Genomic DNA, 15378 nt, shown 5'->3' with positions numbered 1-15378 from the left:
AGAATGCGTGATTTCCAGTTTCCAGGCCGCTCGCCGGTCCGCGCCACCGAAGCCATGGCCGCGACCTCGCATCCGCTCGCCACACTTGCCGCCATCGACATGTTGCGGTCCGGCGGCAACGCCATGGATGCGGCTGTCTGCGCCGCGGCCGTGCAGGCGGTTGTCGAGCCGCAATCCACCGGCATCGGCGGCGACTGCTTCGTGCTCTACTGCCCGAAGGGAGAAGGCAATGTGATCGCCTTCAACGGCTCCGGCCGCGCGCCCCAGGCCGCTACGGTCGACTGGTATCTGGAGAGAGGTTTCAGCGAGCTGCCGAAGCAGGGCGCGCACGCGGTCACCATTCCCGGCGCCGTCGACGCCTGGTGTCGGCTGTTGGAAGACCATGGCCGAAAGGGCATAGCCGAAGCGCTCGCTCCCGCCATCCATTACGCCGAACAAGGCTACGTCGTACACGACCGCGTCGCCTTCGACTGGGAGGATCCGGAAACCGACCTGTCGGCCGACGAAGTGGCGGCGCGCATTTTCCTCCCGGGCGGCAAGCCGCCAAAGCCCGGCGACGTGCATCGCCAGCCGGAACTGGCGGAAACGCTGCGCATCATCGCTAAGCGCGGCCGCGCCGGTTTCTACGAAGGCGCTGTTGCGGAAGACATCGTCGGTCGGCTTCGCCAACTCGGCGGCCTTCATACGCTGGACGATTTCGCCGCGACGAAGGGCGACTACAAGACGCCGGTCAGCACCTCCTATCGCGGTCATGACATCCACCAGATGCCGCCGAACAATCAGGGCCTGACCGCGCTATTGATGCTGAACGTGCTCTCAGGCTTCGATCTCGGCGCGCTTGAACCGAATGGCGCAGCGCGCCTGCATCTGGAGATCGAGGCCGGCCGGCTGGCCTATCGCGACCGCGACAACCTGCTCGCGGATCAGGATCACGTTGCGGTGCCGGTGAAGGAACTCCTCTCCATCGCCTATGCCGACCGGCTGCGCGCCGAGATCGACCGGGAACGCGCCATGACGCATTTGCCGCGCGTCGATTTGCCGGGCAGCGACACGGTCTACATCACCGTCGTCGACCGCGACCGGAACGCGGTGAGCTTCATCAACTCGACCTATTATTCCTTCGGCAGCGGCGTCGTCGGTCCGAAGACCGGCGTCGTGCTGCAGAACCGCGGCACTTCGTTCCGGCTCGATCCGAAGCATCCGAACGCAATAGCGCCGGGCAAGCGGCCGATGCACACGATCATGCCGGGCATGATGGTGAGGGACGGCCGTGCCGTGATGCCCTTCGGCGTCATGGGCGGCGGCTATCAGCCCTTCGGCCATGTCCATCTTTTGACCAACATGATCGACTTCGGCATGGATCCGCAGCAGGCCTTGGATGCGCCGCGCGTCTTTTACAATCACGACGTCGTGGAAGCCGAGCGAAGCGTGCGTCCCGATACGGTCGAAGGCCTGCGCCGCCGCGGCCATCGTGTTGTCGAGCCAGACCATCCGCTCGGCGGCGGGCAGGCGGTGCTCATCGATTGGGAAAAAGGCACGCTGACCGGCGCCTCCGATCCGCGCAAGGACGGCTTGGCGCTCGGATACTGAGCAGCCCTTTGCTGGACATCGGCCGATCGTTCGAAACATAGTCTGGAACCATGACAACAAGCGAAAAACCCTTTGATCTTGCTCATCGCCTCGCGCCCGGCGCCGAAGATGCGCCAGCCATCGCCGCGCCCGACCGGACAGTCCTCTCGCATGTGGGGCTGCGCAGTCTGATCCAAGAGACCGTGAGCCGGCTCAACACGCTCGGCATCGGGCGTGGCGACCGCGTTGCCATCGTGCTGCCGAACGGCCCGGAGATGGCAACGGCCTTCATCGCGGTCGCCGCAGCCGCGTCCACAGCGCCGCTCAATCCAGCCTACCGGGCCGACGAGCTCGATTTCTATCTGAGGGACATCGGCGTCAAGGCGATCCTTGTCGGCAAGGACGAGCAAGGACCCTCGGTCGAAGTTGCCGAACGCCTCGGCATTGCGGTGCTGCGGCTGGCGGTGCCTGAAGGCGCGCCGGCCGGCATCTTCACCATCGAGGGCGGCCCGGTCGGGCCGCCGGTTGCCTCCGGCTTGGCTGAAGACAGCGACACCGCTCTCCTTCTGCATACCTCCGGCACTACATCGCGGCCGAAGCTGGTGCCGCTCAGCCACGCCAACCTCGCCGCCTCGGCCGCGCATATCGGCGCCACGCTGGGCCTGGGCTCGGCCGACCGCTGCCTCAACATCATGCCGCTGTTTCACATCCACGGGCTGATCGCGGCGGTGCTGTCCTCGCTCGCCGCCGGCGCCAGCGTCTTCTGCACGCCGGGCTTCAACGCGCTGCGCTTTTTCCAATGGCTCTCCGAAGCGAAGCCAACCTGGTATACGGCGGTGCCGACGATGCACCAGGCGATCCTGCCGCGCGCCGCGCGCAATCCCGGGCAACTGGCCGAAGCGAAGCTGCGTTTCATCCGCTCGTCGTCGGCCTCACTCCCGGCGCAGGTCATGGCAGAGCTGGAGGCGACTTTCGGCTGTCCGGTGATCGAGGCCTACGGCATGACCGAGGCTGCGCACCAGATGGCGTCCAACCGGCTGCCACCCGGACTGCGCAAGCCGGGCAGCGTCGGCGCCTCGGCCGGACCGGAAGTGGCCGTCATGGCGCCGGATGGAAGGCTGCTCGAGCCCGGCGAGATCGGCGAGATCGTCATTCGCGGCCCGAACGTCACCGCCGGCTACGAGAAGAATCCGGACGCCAACGCCAGCGCCTTCGCGCATGGCTGGTTCCACACCGGCGACCAGGGCGTGCTGGACGAGGACAATTATCTGCGCGTTACCGGCCGGCTGAAGGAGATCATCAATCGCGGCGGCGAAAAGATCTCTCCGCTCGAGGTCGATGGCGTGCTGATGGATCATCCGGCGGTGGCGCAGGTCGTCACCTTCGCCATGCCGCATGACAAGCTCGGCGAGGAAGTGGCTGCCGCTGTCGTGCTGCGGGAAGGCCAGAGCGCCAGCGAGGCCGACATTCGCGGCTTTGCCGCGACTCGGCTCGCCGATTTCAAGGTGCCGCGCAAGGTGGTGATCCTGGACGAGATCCCGAAGGGCGCCACCGGCAAATTGCAGCGCATAGGCCTCGCGGCAAAACTCGGTTTGAGCTGATGCGCATTACAGTCTTCGGCGCCGGCGCCATCGGCGGCTATCTCGCCGCCAAGCTGGCGATTGCCGGCCGCGTCGATCTGTCGATCGTCGCGCGCGGCGCGCATCTCGAAGCGATCGAGGCCGATGGCCTACGCCTGATCGAGGACGGCAAGGAGACGATCGCCCGGGTGAGAGCAGCGGCCACGGTCGAAGAACTCGGTATTCAGGATTACGTGGTGCTGGCGCTGAAAGCGCATTCTCTGGCGCCGGCGCTGGGCGAGATTGCACCGCTGCTGGGCGAGGGGACAGCCGTCGTCACCATGCAGAACGGCGTGCCCTGGTGGTACTTCTACAAGGCCGGCGGCGCGCTCGAAGGCACGCGGCTTGATGCGGTCGATTCCGGCGGAAGGATCTGGGAGACCATCGGGCCCGGCCGCGTCATCGGCTCGGTCGTCTATCCGGCCGTCGAGGTCGATGCGCCCGGGCGGATCCGCCATGTCGAGGGCACGCGCTTTTCGCTCGGCGAGCCTTCGGGCGAAAAGAGCGAGCGGGTGAGTGTGCTGGCGCGCGAGATGGTCAAGGCCGGGCTGCAGGCGCCGGTCCGCGAGGACATACGTTCGGAAATCTGGGTGAAGCTTTGGGGCAATCTTTCGTTCAACCCGATCTCGGCGCTGACCGGCAGCACGCTTGCGGCGATCGTCGCCGATGAAGGCACGCGGGCCGTCGCCCGCGCCATGATGCTGGAGGCGCAGGCGATTGGCGAGCGCCTCGGCGTGCGCTTCCTGATCCCCGTCGACCGGCGCATCAAGGGGGCCGGCGACGTCGGCGGGCACAAGACCTCGATGTTGCAGGACCTCGAACGCGGCCGCCCGATGGAGGTCGACGCGCTGGTAACGGCAGTGCAGGAGCTTGGCCGCCTGACCGGCCAGCCGACGCCCGCCATCGACACCGTGCTGGCGCTGGTGCGCCGGCTGGCGATCCAGCGCGGCTGCTGTTAGCAGACCGGCATTCGATCCTGACACGATTTGTCAGCTACCGACGCTTGGGCGATGGCAGGTCACGAGGGAGCTCCCTATCTCGGGTCTGTCCAAACCGGGAGGAAATCATGACCACTGCCGAAGTCGCCAAGCATTTCACCGAACTCCTCAAGCAGGGCGACAGCCGCGGCGCTGCCGCGAAATACAATGCCGATAACATCGTCAGCTACGAGGCGATGGAAGGGCCCATGGCCGTTTGCAGCGGCAGGGACGCCGTAAAGCAGAAGGGCGAATGGTGGGAAGCGAACCATGAGGTTCACGGCGGCTCGGTCGAGGGCCCCTACGTCAATGGCGACCAGTTCGCCTTGCGCTTCACCTTTGACGTGACGCCCAAATCTACCGGCGAACGCGTCAAAATGGATGAGGTTGGCCTCTATACGGTCAAGAACGGCAAGATCAGCGAAGAGCGCTTCTACTATTGAAGCCGATCGGCGTCTGGCATTCCGAATCTTCGTTGCAGGATCTGAAAATCAGACATGGCGGCCAAGATGATATTCCGGCCGCCATGGAGAGCGCCAAATCGTCTTCACGTAGTCACGCTGGCAAAGCGGGCAAGGCAAGCCTAGGATTCGGCCAGATTCGCAATCCATCCGCCCGAGGTCCGAATTGACGATCACCATGTACGGCATCACCACCTGCGACACGATCAAGAAGGCGCGCGTCTGGCTGGAGAGCCGCGACCTTCCCTACCGCTTCCATGACTATCGCGCCGAAGGGATCGAGGCGGAAAGGCTGAATGGCTGGGTCGATAAGGTCGGCTGGGAGAGACTGCTCAACAAGGGCAGCACGACTTTTCGCGAACTGCCGGAGAAGGATAAGGAAGCGCTCGACGAGAAGAAAGCGAAGAAGCTGATGCTCGCCAAGCCCACTATCATCAAGCGGCCCGTGCTGGAGGTGGGTGGCCGCATCTTGGTTGGTTTCAAGCCGGATGTTTATGAAGAGGCGGTGAAGTAGGATTCGGCAGGCGCGGCACACTATCCCTCGTCATCCTAGGGCGAGCAACGAGCGAAGCGACGCGCGCAGACCCTAGGATTCCATGCCGCGACGCTAAAGCGTTGTGGCGGTTTAAGAGTTCTGCTCCGTTGCGTCCTTCGGTGACAGTCACGGCATGGATCCTCGGGTCAAGCCCGAGGATGACGACGAGAGACAGGTTACTCCCTCCGCAAATACCCCATCAACGCCACCGCATTGTTATGCGCCTCGTGATGCGCGCCGAAGAGCAGCGTCACCTTGCCGTGGCGCAGCAGTTCTCGCAGGTGCGCCACAGCCTCCTCGTTGCCGTCCAGCTCGGCGCAGTACCGCTTCTGGAACTCCGGCCATCGTTCGAGATCATGCCCGAACCATTTGCGCAGTTCGGTGCTCGGCGCGATCTTCTTCAGCCAAAGGTCCAGCGCGGCGTCCTTCTTGGAGACGCCGCGCGGCCAGACGCGGTCTACCAGCACACGCTGGCCATCGCTCCTCTCCGGCGCTTCGTAGACGCGCTTTACCGCCACGTCCAAGGCTGTCTCCGCGTCGGGTCTCTCAGGCCCACTCGCCCTTGCGCATCACCGGCACGCGGCTGCCGTCCTTGCCGACGCCGTCGATGTCGATCTTGTCCGAGCCGATCATCCAGTCGATGTGGATGAAACTCTTGTTGCCGCCGCGCTCGGCAATCTCGTCCTGGCTGAGCGAGCCGCCGTTGACGAAGCACTTCGAATAGCACTGTCCGAGCGCGATGTGGCAGGCGGCGTTCTCGTCGAACAGCGTGTTGAAGAACAGCAGGCAGCTCTTCGAGATCGGCGAGGAATGCGGCACCAGCGCCACTTCGCCGAGCCGGCGCGCGCCCTCGTCGGTGTCCAGCACCTTCTTCAGAACGTCCTCGCCCTTCGAGGCCTTGGCCTCGACGATCCGACCGCCCTCGAAGCGCACCGAGATCTCGTCGATCAGCGTGCCCTGGTAGGAGAGCGGCTTGGTCGAGGAGACATGGCCTTCGACGCACCTCGCATGCGGCGTGGTGAAGACTTCCTCGGTCGGGATGTTCGGATTGCAGGTGATGCCGTTCTTCGCCGTCGAAGCGCCGCCCATCCATTCATGACCTTCCGCCAGGCCGACGGTGAGGTCGGTGCCCGGTCCGGTGAAATGCAGCGCGTGGAAATTGTGCTCGTTCAGCCATTTCGTGCGCTCGGCCAAGGCCGCGTTGTGCGCCTTCCAGTTGCCGATCGGATCCTCGACATCGACGCGCGAGGCCGAGAAGATCGCGTCGGCGAGCCTCACCACCGCGACATCGTCGGGCTCGCCCGGGAACACTTGGCGAGCCCAGGCAACATCCGGATATGCGACGATGTTCCAGTTGATGTCGAAACCGGTGATCTTTTCGAGCGCCGGCTGGTACGCCATCGAATTCGCCTTGTTGGCCCGCGCCACCTTGGCCGGGTCCTGCGCCGACAGCAGAGACGGATCCTCGCCGCGCACCGCAAGCCGCGCCGCATTGTTGGCGAAGGCTTTCGCCATGCCTTCGTAAAGCCAGCCGGCGGCGCGGTCGAAGCCGGCGTCGGCGCCATAGCGGAAACGCGCCAGCGTGATCTCGTCGTCGTTGAAGATCGGCGTCACCAGCCCGGCGCCGGCCTTATAGGCATGCTCGACGATGCGCCGGGTCAGCGGCAGCGCCGCGATCGAGGACGTCAGCACCAGGTCCTGTCCCGGCTGCAGCTGCAGCCCGACCTTGACGGCGACTTCGGCCAGCCTGTCGAGCTTCACCGGGTCGATGGTTGCCGAGACGCCGCGCGAATGTGTGGTCATGATCCTGCCTGCCGTGATTGTGGGGTCTGATCCTTACATAGACCGCTGCGCCCGGCCTTTCCACCGCGATCGACTGGGCCTCCAGGCATGATCGCGAAAAGTGCATGGCGGCGTTCGGACAAGATCATGCTCAAACGAGCTCAGGCGGCGCTGTCGAGTGCCCGGAACTGCGCCTTGGTCGCTTCGATCTCCTCGCGGACCCAGGCCTTGAAGTCGCGCACCTTTCGGCTTTCGCTTTTGGTGGCCGAGGTCACCATCCAGTAGCCGAGCCCGCTTTCAGCTCGCACGCCGAAAGGGGCGACCAGCCGGCCATCGGCCAGCGCATCGGCGGTCAGCAATTGCCAGGCGAGCATCACGCCATGGCCGGCGATTGCAGATTCCAGGCAGAGCATCGGATCGGTGAAGCGCGCGCCTTTTTGGAAAGTGACCGGCTCGACGCCGGCCGCCTTGAACCAACTATCCCAGCTGATCATTGCCCGCTCGTCGGTGATGGCGCAGGTCCGCGCCAGGTCCTCGATCGAGTTCAGCTTGGCCGCGATCGCTGGTACGCAGACCGGAAACACTTCCTGCGCCAAAAGCAGTTCCGCGTTTACTCCCGGCCAAGCGCCGTCGCCCATCCGAATCGCAATGTCGATATCGGAATGGTCGAGATCGGCGAGCCTGCCTGAAGCGTCTATGCGCAAGAGCACGTTGGGATGGCGGGCAAAATGCCGCGACAGCCTGGGCAACAGCCATTTCGAGGCGAAGGCGGGCGCCACCGACACCACCAGGGTGCATTCCGTTGCCTCGTCGGCCAACGCCACCGCTTGCGCAAGCTCGCGGAAGCCGGCGCTCAGCCGGGCCGTGAAAACGACGCCAAATTCCGTCGTCACGAGTCCGCCGGACGTCCGCTCGAACAGCGCCTGCCCCAGCTGTTTTTCCGTGCGCTTGATCTGCTGGCTGACGGCGCTGACCGAAACATTGAGTTCGGCAGCCGCCGCGGCAAGCGATCCAACGCGGGCAACGGTTTCGACGGCACGCAAGCCATTGAGGTGGACACGGTTCAGGATCGTCATCCAGTTTTTCTAAACTTGCTGGTCTCAAATCTCAATTGAAACGTGCCGAAGAAAAGCGGATTCTAGCGAGGCAAACCGGGCTTGGAGGCAGGTCGATGAAGATTTTCTCTTTGCTGAAGGGGCTTTCCGGCGCTGAGCCAAGACAGGCTTGGCAGGACGACGGCGAGATTGCCCGCTGGACGGTCGATCCTCTGTCGCATCCGGTGCTGGACTCCATGTCGGAGCGCGAGCTCGGCGATATGCCGTTCCGGCTCACGGCCGGCCGCACGGTGTACGAGACGGCTTGCCGCTGAAGGCGGGCCAAGCCGGCCTGGCCCAACGCAATCGCATTGTTTCGCACTTGCACACATTTATGCTGCGCTGCAATGAAAGCCGCTTCGCCATCTCCCTTGCGCCTTGCCCTCGCCGGCATGACGGCTCTCGCCGTCGCCATGGGCATCGGCCGCTTCGTCTACACGCCGATCCTGCCCGGCATGATGGAAGAGTTGCACCTGACGCCGGCAGACGCCGGCTGGATCGCTTCCGCTAACTATCTCGGCTATCTCATTGGCGCGCTCGCCGCGGCCAGCGGCTGGGCGCATGGCCGCGAGCGTCTGCTGATGTTCGCAAGCCTTGCCGCGAGCGCCGTGCTCGCGGCTCTGATGGGACTGAACGAGACGATGGCCGCTTTCCTCGCCATTCGTTTTCTCGCCGGCCTGGCCAGCGCCTTCGTCATGGTTTTCATGTCGTCGATCGTCTTCAGCCATCTTGCAAAGGCAGGCCGCGGCGATCTGCAAGCGCTGCATTTCGGCGGTGTCGGCCTGGGCATTGCGGCGTCCTCGGCGCTGCTGGCCATCCTCGTCACGGCCCATGCCGGCTGGCCCGCGGGCTGGCTATGGTCGGGAGCAATTTCCGCTGTCGGCCTGCTCCTCGTCGCGATCCTCGCGGGCTCCGCCACGCCCGCCAATTGCGTCGATGGGCCTGAACCGGCGTTGCCGAAGGATAGAGCGCTGACGAAGATAATCCTTGCCTATGGGCTGTTCGGCTTGGGCTATGTGGTGACGGCCACTTTTCTGGTCGCCATCGTTCGCCAGGACGGCGGCGGACGTGTCTTCGAGGCCTCGGTCTGGATGATCGCCGGTCTTGCCGGCTTCCCCTCGACCTGGTTCTGGCAAAAGCTCGCCGCCAGGATCGGGCTTTATACGGCCTATGCCGTGAGCTGCCTGGTCGAAGTGGTCGGCGTCATCGCCAGCGTCGTCGTCAAAGGTTTCAGCGGGCCGCTTCTGGCTGCCATATTGCTCGGCGGCACGTTCATCGCCATCACCGCGTTCGGCCTGCAGGCAGCAAGGCAGCTTGCGCCGCAGGCGCCGCGCCGCATCTTCGCGGTGATGACCGCCGCCTTCGGCCTCGGCCAGATCATCGGTCCGATTGCCGCCGGCTTGCTCGCCCAGGCCTCGGGCAATTATGTGCTCGCCTCGATCATGGCGGCTGCCGCTCTGCTGGTCTCCGGCGTCGTTGCCTGGTCGGCTGCACCAAAATCGCCATGATTTGTGGTCTTGTTCGGTGCCGAGCGCCGGGCCGGGCATTTTCTTTCCCAGTAATGTGTGACCTTATGCCCGCCGAACAGCAACGCCGCTGATTTGCGGTCAGACCGAGGAAACCCGCCACAGTGTTCGTATCCTTCTTCCCGCAGCCGAAGCTTTTCTTCACCTCGGCCGCCCTCTGGAGCCTTGCGGCGATCCTGTTCTGGTTCTTCGGCGGCGAACAGCTGGGCGCCATCCTCGGCATGCCGCCGGCGGCTGCGGGTGCGCCGCCCATCATCGGCATCGCGGTTCTATGGTCGAAGCCGTTCTTGTGGTTCTACATGTACTTCGTGGCCTGTGTGGCGATCTTCTACGCGTTCTGGAGCTGGTATGCTCCGCATCCGTGGCAGAACTGGTCGATCCTGATGACCGCCGTCATTCTCTTCTTCATCTATTTCAACGTGCAGGTCAGCGTCGCCGTCAACAACTGGTACGGACCTTTCTTCGATTATGTCCAGGGGCTGATGTCGGGAACGACGCCATCGACTGACATCGAGTTCTACAGGGGGTTGGCCGACTTCTCCTGGCTGGCGCTGGTCGGCATGAACGTGCAGGTGGTCAACGCCTTTATCGTCAGCCACTGGATCTTCCGCTGGCGCACGGCGATGAACGACTACTTCATGGCGAACTGGGGCCGGCTGCGCCACATCGAGGGCGCTTCGCAGCGCATCCAGGAAGATACGATGCGCTTCTCGCAGATCATGGAGGACCTGGGCTCGAGCTTCGTCCAGTCGATCATGACCCTCATCGCCTTCCTGCCGGTGATGATCCAGCTGCAAGCGCACATCACCGAGTTGCCGATCCTGGGCGCGGTGCCGCAGCCCCTGGTCGTTGCCGCGCTGGGGTGGTGCATATTCGGCACGGCCTCGGTGATGCTCGCCGGCATCAAGCTGCCGGGCCTCCAGTTCCGCAACCAGCGCGTCGAGGCCGCCTATCGCAAGGAACTCGTCTACGGCGAAGACCATCCCGACCGGGCGCAGCCGGCGACGACGACGGAACTGTTCGACAATGTGCGCCGCAACTACTTCAGGCTCTATTTCCACTACATCTATTTCAACGTCGTCCGGTACACCTACCTGCAGGCCGACAACATCTTCTCGCTGCTGATCCTCGGGCCCTCGCTGGTTGCGCACAAGATCACCTTCGGTGCGCTGAACCAGATTTCGAACGCCTTCGGCAAGGTGACGAATTCGCTGCAGTTCCTGTTGAATTCCTGGTCGACCATCGTCGAGCTGCAGTCGGTGCACAAGCGCCTGCGCGCCTTCGAGGCGACGCTGGAAGGCGAGCCGCTGCCAGACATCGACCAGCGTTATCTCGCGCGGCAGAGCGCGGAGGATCCGGCCTGAACTCGGAACAATTGCGGAGCGCCTTTCCGTCCGGAATTGCGCCCAGGCAAGAGTTGGGACGGGGCGGCTCAGCCGCCCACGGCAACCCGTGCATCGCCGGAGCGCTGCCGCTCGATATAGTCGCGGAAGCTGATGCATTCGACCTGCTCCATGACGCAGACTTCACCGGCAACGCGCTCCAGCGCGTTCCAGTAGGCGCCGGCATTCATCTGCGTGAAGTGGAAGCCGAGCCCCAGCGGAAGTCGTTTGCCGTTGTATTGCGCATCGAAGGCTGCGCGAAACGCCCGATAGGCGCGGTCGGCGAACACGCCCGCCATCGACGGCTTCTCGAAGTCGCCCGAATGGCGAACATAGAGGTTGTAGTCCATGGCGACCACCCGCTTCGACTTCGGCCCTTCCGGAATCTGCGGCAATGCAAAGCGGGTGGTGCCGTTCTTTGCGCGCGGCAGGGCAGGGCCGTTCGAGACACCGCTTGCGTCATATTGGAAGCCGGCCTTGGGCAGCGCTTCGTAAAGCGCCTTGCCGGTCGAGAGGTACGGCGCGCGAAAACCGATCACGGCATGGCGGGCGAATTCACGCCAGCCAGAGGGCTCGGGCGAAATGCCGTTGATCGCATAGGCGTTTTCGAGGACGCGGCGGAACGCTGAGAACTCGGCCAGCCAGTCGGCCTTGCTCCAGCCCTTGCCGTCGAAATGTCCGCAGCCATGACTGCCGATGTCGTGACCTTCGGCGGCCGCGAGCCGGATCTGTTGCAGCCGGTCCGCGACATCCTGCTCCGAGGCGGCGAAGCCGATATTCGATTTGCCTGCACCCTTGCCGGGCGCGACGTACTCGGCGCGCGTTTTCGGCGAGAGCAGGAAGACGCAGGACAGAAAATACGTGAAATGCGCGCCGGTGCGCTTTGCCAGCGCGCGGCTGCGCTCCCATTGCGAGATCTCGCGTGCGCTGTCGAAGGAGATAAGCACGATCTGCTTTGGTTTCGCCGCCATCGGTTTCGGCGGATCGGCAAGCCCCGTGCCAACGGAGCCAAGCCAGGCGAGGCTGAACGCAAGGACGCGGAACGAACGTGGCACTGGCAACCTTTTGGGCAACCTTTGGGGCTGTAGGAAAGCCGTCTATCGCCCAAATGTAGCATCGATGCGTTCCGGCAAGGCCTGTGGGGCACTGGGAGCCTCCGCCGATTTTCCGGCGATCCCTCTTCCATGCCGACGAAATTTCGCTAAAACGCGGGGCTCAAGAAGCGCTCCGTTCCGGGGCCGCAATGGTTTTTGATTGATGTCGGACGACAGTTTTATCCGCGAAGTCAACGAAGAGATTCGTCGCGAGCAGGCGCAGGCGCTGTGGGACCGCTTTGGTCCGGCCCTGCTCGGTGCCGCGATCCTGATCGTGGTGGCGACAGCCGCCTTCGTCGGCTACCGCTACTGGGACGAGACCCGCGCCAACCGGTCGGGCGATGCCTTCTCGCAGGCGCTCAAGCTCGCCAATGACGGCAAGAACGACGAGGCGATCGCCGCCCTCGATCAGCTGGAAAAGAATGGCTATGGCGCCTATCCGCTGCTCGCCCGCATGCGGGCCGCGACCGTCAAGGCCGACAAGGGAGACGTCGACGCCGCCGTCAAGGATTTCGATGCGGTCGCGGCCGACAGCGCCATTCCCGCAGGCATCCGCGACATGGCGCGATTGAGAGCGGCGCTGCTGCTGGTCGATCACGGCTCGTTTGCCGATGTCTCCAGCCGTGTCGAGGCGCTCACCGCCGACACCAATCCGCTGCGCAGCTCGGCGCGCGAGGCGCTCGGCCTTGCCGCCTGGAAGGAAGGCAAGTCGGCGGATGCGCTGAAACTGTTCGACCAGATCGCTTCGGATGACGGCGCCCCGCGCAATGCGCGCCAGCGGGCGCAGTTGATGTCCGAGCTGATCCGCGGGTCGGGCAACGCTTCGTGACCCCGGATGACGTTCAAAGTCGCCATCATCGGCCGGCCTAATGTCGGCAAATCGACTCTTTTCAATCGGCTGGTGGGAAAGAAGCTGGCGCTTGTCGACGACACGCCGGGCGTGACGCGCGATCGTCGCGTCCATGCCGCCAAGCTTTACGATCTTCACTTCGACGTCATCGACACCGCCGGCTTCGAGAATGCGGCGGCCTCGACGCTGCCCGGCCGCATGCGCCAGCAGACCGAGATCGCCATCCGCGAGGCCGACCTGATCTTCTTCACCGTCGATGCCAAGTCGGGCCTGATGCCCGACGACCGGACCTTCGCCGACGTGGTCCGCAAATCCGGCAAGCCGGTGGTGCTGGTGGCCAACAAGGCGGAAGCGCGAGGCGCGCAAGGCGGCATGCTGGAAGCCTGGGAACTCGGCCTCGGCGAGCCGATCCCCGTCTCGGCCGAGCATGGCCAAGGCATGCCCGATCTGCGCGATGCGGTGATCGCGGCACTCGGCGAGGAACGCGCCTTCGGCGAGGACGCGCAACAGCCGGGCGATGAGATCGCCGTGAGCGAGGTGCTTATCGGCGAGGATATCGCCGACCCCGACGCCGAGCCGGCCTATGACGAGACCAAGCCGCTGCGCATAGCCGTGGTCGGCCGCCCCAATGCCGGCAAGTCGACGCTGATCAATGCGCTGATCGGCGAGGAGCGGCTGCTGACCGGACCCGAGGCCGGCATCACCCGCGATTCCATCTCGGTCGACTGGGACTGGCGCGGCCGCCGGATAAAGCTGTTCGACACCGCCGGCATGCGGCGCAAGTCCAAAGTCCAGGAAAAGCTCGAGAAGCTTTCGGTGCAGGATGGCCTGCGCGCTATCCGCTTCGCCGAGATCGTCATCATCGTGCTCGACGCGACCATCCCCTTCGAGAAGCAGGACCTGCAAATCGCCGACCTGATCATTCGCGAGGGCCGCGCGCCGGTGATCGCCTTCAACAAATGGGATCTGATCGACAACCCGCAGGAGCTTCTGGCCGAGCTGCGCGAAAAGACCGAGCGGTTGCTTCCCCAAGTGCGCGGAATTCAGGCGGTGACGGTCTCTGCCGAGACCGGGCGCGGCCTCGATCGGCTGATGGACGCCGTCATCAAGACGCACAAGGTCTGGAACAGCCGCGTCTCGACCGGCAAGCTCAACCGCTGGCTGGAAGGCATTCTGGCGCATCATCCGCCGCCCGCCGTCGCCGGCCGCCGGCTGAAGATCAAATATGTCACGCAGGCAAAAACCCGGCCGCCGGGTTTCGTCGTCTCCTGCTCGCGCCCGGACGCGATGCCGCAATCCTATGTCCGCTACCTCTCGAACAGCCTGCGCGAGGCTTTCGACATGCCCGGCGTGCCGATCCGCATGGCGCTGCGCACCTCGGAGAATCCTTTCGCAGGTCGGGCGAAGAAGCGCTGAGCCCTTTGTGGGAAAGGGTCGGCAGCGCCCCTCCCGTCGTCATTCACGGGTCTGTGCCGTGTCGCTTCGCTCCTTGCTCCGCTCGAGGATGAAGAATAGCGTGGAATCCTACGCGACCGCTCGCAAGCCCTCGCCGAAACGCGCTCCCTCCGGCAGCGTATCCAGCGCCGCCTCCAGCAATATCTCTGCCAGCCGTGCCGCCACCGGATCGAGCTCGGCATCCTTCTGGTGCAGATGCAGCGCCATCATCGGCAGGAGTGGCAGCCCGAGCACGCCCGGCGCGATCGCCCTGACAGTGGCTGGCAGGCCGATATCGGTGCGGATCGTCAGCCCGAGACCCGCGGCGACCGCCGCCCAGATGCCGCCGAGGCTGGGACTCGAGAACGCCATGCGCCAGGCGAGGCCGGCGCGGTCGAGCGTCTCGGTCGCCACGGTGCGCAGCAGGCATGGCGCCTCGAACAACACCAGCGGCAGCGCTTCACCATCGTGGCCGGCTTGCATCGGTTTCGCCGGGCCGATCCAGCGCGCCTGCACCTCGGCGACATGCCGGCTGTAGGGCAGGATCGTGCCGTCGTGCCAGGCCAGCGCGATGTCGAGGCTGCCTGAGACGACGCGCTCGGCGAGCTCATGGCTGCGTCCGATCCGCGCTTCGATCCGGACCTTGGGATGCGCACGGGCAAACCGGCCGAGCACCTCCGGCAGCACGGCCTCGCCGAAGTCCTCCTGCAGGCCGAGCCGCACCCAGCCTTCCAGCTCGACGTCGCGGATAGCTGAGGCCGCCTCGTCATTGAGCTCGATGAGACGCCGCGCATAGCTGAGCATCGTCTCGCCGGCTTCGGTAAGCGCCAGGCCGCGCCCCGCCTTGCGGAAGACCGGGGTCGCCGCCTGTTCTTCCAGCTTCTTCAGCTGCGCGCTGACGGCAGAGGTCGAGCGGCCGAGCCGCTCGGCCGCCTTGGCGAAACTGCCAAGCTCCATGCCGGTGACGAAGGTCCTGAGCACGTCGAGGTCGAATGTGACGCGTCGCATGAGATCGTCCTTATTTTCAGGATTATCGATCAAAAACTTGCTGATTT

Annotated in this window: 15 protein-coding genes; 10 read left to right on the top strand and 5 right to left on the bottom strand. The window is 64.6% G+C overall.

Going from position 1 to position 15378, the window contains the following annotated elements:
* Nucleotides 1–3 precede the first annotated feature (3 nt).
* The 5 genes from ggt to P9254_RS23215 all read left to right on the top strand — a co-directional run bounded on the left by ggt (nucleotide 4) and on the right by P9254_RS23215 (nucleotide 5140).
* Nucleotides 4–1590, top strand: coding sequence for a gamma-glutamyltransferase (ggt, locus tag P9254_RS23235; protein WP_278057164.1), 1587 nt, complete (start codon nucleotides 4–6; stop codon nucleotides 1588–1590).
* Nucleotides 1591–1640: 50 nt separating this feature from the next.
* A complete protein-coding gene (locus tag P9254_RS23230) occupies nucleotides 1641–3170 on the top strand; it encodes an acyl--CoA ligase (RefSeq protein ID WP_278057163.1) in 1530 nt (509 codons plus the stop codon).
* The gene (locus P9254_RS23225; protein ID WP_278057162.1) at nucleotides 3170–4147 is read left to right on the top strand and encodes a 2-dehydropantoate 2-reductase; all 978 of its coding nucleotides are present in this window, start codon (nucleotides 3170–3172) and stop codon (nucleotides 4145–4147) included. The genes P9254_RS23230 and P9254_RS23225 overlap by 1 nt, the downstream gene beginning before the upstream one ends.
* Before the next feature lie 107 nt (nucleotides 4148–4254).
* The gene (locus P9254_RS23220) at nucleotides 4255–4608 is read left to right on the top strand and encodes a nuclear transport factor 2 family protein (protein WP_278057161.1); all 354 of its coding nucleotides are present in this window, start codon (nucleotides 4255–4257) and stop codon (nucleotides 4606–4608) included.
* Between the two features lie 196 nt (nucleotides 4609–4804).
* Nucleotides 4805–5140 carry an ArsC family reductase gene (locus tag P9254_RS23215; RefSeq protein WP_067327796.1) on the top strand — a complete coding sequence of 112 codons (336 nt, stop codon included), beginning with the start codon at nucleotides 4805–4807 and terminating at the stop codon, nucleotides 5138–5140.
* 197 nt (nucleotides 5141–5337) lie between these two features.
* Here the strand turns inward: P9254_RS23215 and P9254_RS23210 are convergent, their stop codons facing one another.
* The 3 genes from P9254_RS23210 to P9254_RS23200 all read right to left on the bottom strand — a co-directional run bounded on the left by P9254_RS23210 (nucleotide 5338) and on the right by P9254_RS23200 (nucleotide 8019).
* Nucleotides 5338–5685 (bottom strand): DUF488 domain-containing protein, encoded by a 348-nt coding sequence (locus P9254_RS23210; protein WP_278057160.1) that lies wholly within the window; start codon nucleotides 5683–5685, stop codon nucleotides 5338–5340.
* Between the two features lie 22 nt (nucleotides 5686–5707).
* The gene (locus tag P9254_RS23205; RefSeq protein ID WP_278057159.1) at nucleotides 5708–6964 is read right to left on the bottom strand and encodes an aminopeptidase; all 1257 of its coding nucleotides are present in this window, start codon (nucleotides 6962–6964) and stop codon (nucleotides 5708–5710) included.
* A gap of 140 nt (nucleotides 6965–7104) precedes the next feature.
* The gene (locus P9254_RS23200; protein ID WP_095823837.1) at nucleotides 7105–8019 is read right to left on the bottom strand and encodes a LysR substrate-binding domain-containing protein; all 915 of its coding nucleotides are present in this window, start codon (nucleotides 8017–8019) and stop codon (nucleotides 7105–7107) included.
* 95 nt (nucleotides 8020–8114) lie between these two features.
* Here P9254_RS23200 and P9254_RS23195 point away from each other — a divergent pair, with 95 nt between their 5' ends.
* The 3 genes from P9254_RS23195 (at nucleotide 8115) to sbmA (ending at nucleotide 10927) form a co-directional block, all read left to right on the top strand.
* Nucleotides 8115–8312 carry a hypothetical protein gene (locus P9254_RS23195; protein WP_095800927.1) on the top strand — a complete coding sequence of 66 codons (198 nt, stop codon included), beginning with the start codon at nucleotides 8115–8117 and terminating at the stop codon, nucleotides 8310–8312.
* 72 nt (nucleotides 8313–8384) lie between these two features.
* On the top strand, nucleotides 8385–9545 hold the full coding sequence (locus P9254_RS23190) for a YbfB/YjiJ family MFS transporter (RefSeq protein ID WP_278103905.1): 1161 nt from the start codon (nucleotides 8385–8387) through the stop codon (nucleotides 9543–9545).
* Between the two features lie 122 nt (nucleotides 9546–9667).
* Nucleotides 9668–10927: a peptide antibiotic transporter SbmA gene (gene sbmA / locus P9254_RS23185; protein ID WP_066999060.1), complete on the top strand. Its 1260-nt coding sequence runs from the start codon at nucleotides 9668–9670 to the stop codon at nucleotides 10925–10927.
* Nucleotides 10928–10995: 68 nt separating this feature from the next.
* On the opposite strand, the gene P9254_RS23180 is transcribed toward sbmA, so the two are convergent.
* Nucleotides 10996–12000, bottom strand: coding sequence for a polysaccharide deacetylase (locus P9254_RS23180; protein WP_278103904.1), 1005 nt, complete (start codon nucleotides 11998–12000; stop codon nucleotides 10996–10998).
* A gap of 202 nt (nucleotides 12001–12202) precedes the next feature.
* On the opposite strand from P9254_RS23180, the gene P9254_RS23175 reads away from it, so the two are divergent.
* Both P9254_RS23175 and der read left to right on the top strand, forming a co-directional pair.
* The gene (locus tag P9254_RS23175; RefSeq protein WP_278057156.1) at nucleotides 12203–12868 is read left to right on the top strand and encodes a tetratricopeptide repeat protein; all 666 of its coding nucleotides are present in this window, start codon (nucleotides 12203–12205) and stop codon (nucleotides 12866–12868) included.
* A gap of 6 nt (nucleotides 12869–12874) precedes the next feature.
* Nucleotides 12875–14305, top strand: coding sequence for a ribosome biogenesis GTPase Der (gene der / locus P9254_RS23170; RefSeq protein WP_278057155.1), 1431 nt, complete (start codon nucleotides 12875–12877; stop codon nucleotides 14303–14305).
* A gap of 108 nt (nucleotides 14306–14413) precedes the next feature.
* Here der and P9254_RS23165 read toward each other — a convergent pair whose 3' ends face one another.
* Nucleotides 14414–15331: a LysR substrate-binding domain-containing protein gene (locus P9254_RS23165; protein WP_127246443.1), complete on the bottom strand. Its 918-nt coding sequence runs from the start codon at nucleotides 15329–15331 to the stop codon at nucleotides 14414–14416.
* Nucleotides 15332–15378 lie beyond the last annotated feature (47 nt).

It is taken from the genome of Mesorhizobium sp. WSM4983 (genome assembly GCF_029625765.1).
Taxonomy (GTDB): Bacteria; Pseudomonadota; Alphaproteobacteria; order Rhizobiales; family Rhizobiaceae; genus Mesorhizobium.
This window is presented reverse-complemented; position numbering and strand designations above follow the sequence as displayed.

What these genes read in the sequence shown, in the direction of transcription:
- ggt (WP_278057164.1), top strand. Translation starts at nt 4, where the DNA reads ATGCGTGATTTCCAGTTTCCAGGCCGCTCGCCGGTCCGCGCCACCGAA.
- P9254_RS23230 (WP_278057163.1), top strand. Translation starts at nt 1,641, where the DNA reads ATGACAACAAGCGAAAAACCCTTTGATCTTGCTCATCGCCTCGCGCCC.
- P9254_RS23225 (WP_278057162.1), top strand. Translation starts at nt 3,170, where the DNA reads ATGCGCATTACAGTCTTCGGCGCCGGCGCCATCGGCGGCTATCTCGCC.
- P9254_RS23220 (WP_278057161.1), top strand. Translation starts at nt 4,255, where the DNA reads ATGACCACTGCCGAAGTCGCCAAGCATTTCACCGAACTCCTCAAGCAG.
- P9254_RS23215 (WP_067327796.1), top strand. Translation starts at nt 4,805, where the DNA reads ATGTACGGCATCACCACCTGCGACACGATCAAGAAGGCGCGCGTCTGG.
- P9254_RS23205 (WP_278057159.1), bottom strand. Translation starts at nt 6,964, where the DNA reads ATGACCACACATTCGCGCGGCGTCTCGGCAACCATCGACCCGGTGAAG.
- P9254_RS23200 (WP_095823837.1), bottom strand. Translation starts at nt 8,019, where the DNA reads ATGACGATCCTGAACCGTGTCCACCTCAATGGCTTGCGTGCCGTCGAA.
- P9254_RS23195 (WP_095800927.1), top strand. Translation starts at nt 8,115, where the DNA reads ATGAAGATTTTCTCTTTGCTGAAGGGGCTTTCCGGCGCTGAGCCAAGA.
- P9254_RS23190 (WP_278103905.1), top strand. Translation starts at nt 8,385, where the DNA reads ATGAAAGCCGCTTCGCCATCTCCCTTGCGCCTTGCCCTCGCCGGCATG.
- P9254_RS23175 (WP_278057156.1), top strand. Translation starts at nt 12,203, where the DNA reads ATGTCGGACGACAGTTTTATCCGCGAAGTCAACGAAGAGATTCGTCGC.
- der (WP_278057155.1), top strand. Translation starts at nt 12,875, where the DNA reads ATGACGTTCAAAGTCGCCATCATCGGCCGGCCTAATGTCGGCAAATCG.
- P9254_RS23165 (WP_127246443.1), bottom strand. Translation starts at nt 15,331, where the DNA reads ATGCGACGCGTCACATTCGACCTCGACGTGCTCAGGACCTTCGTCACC.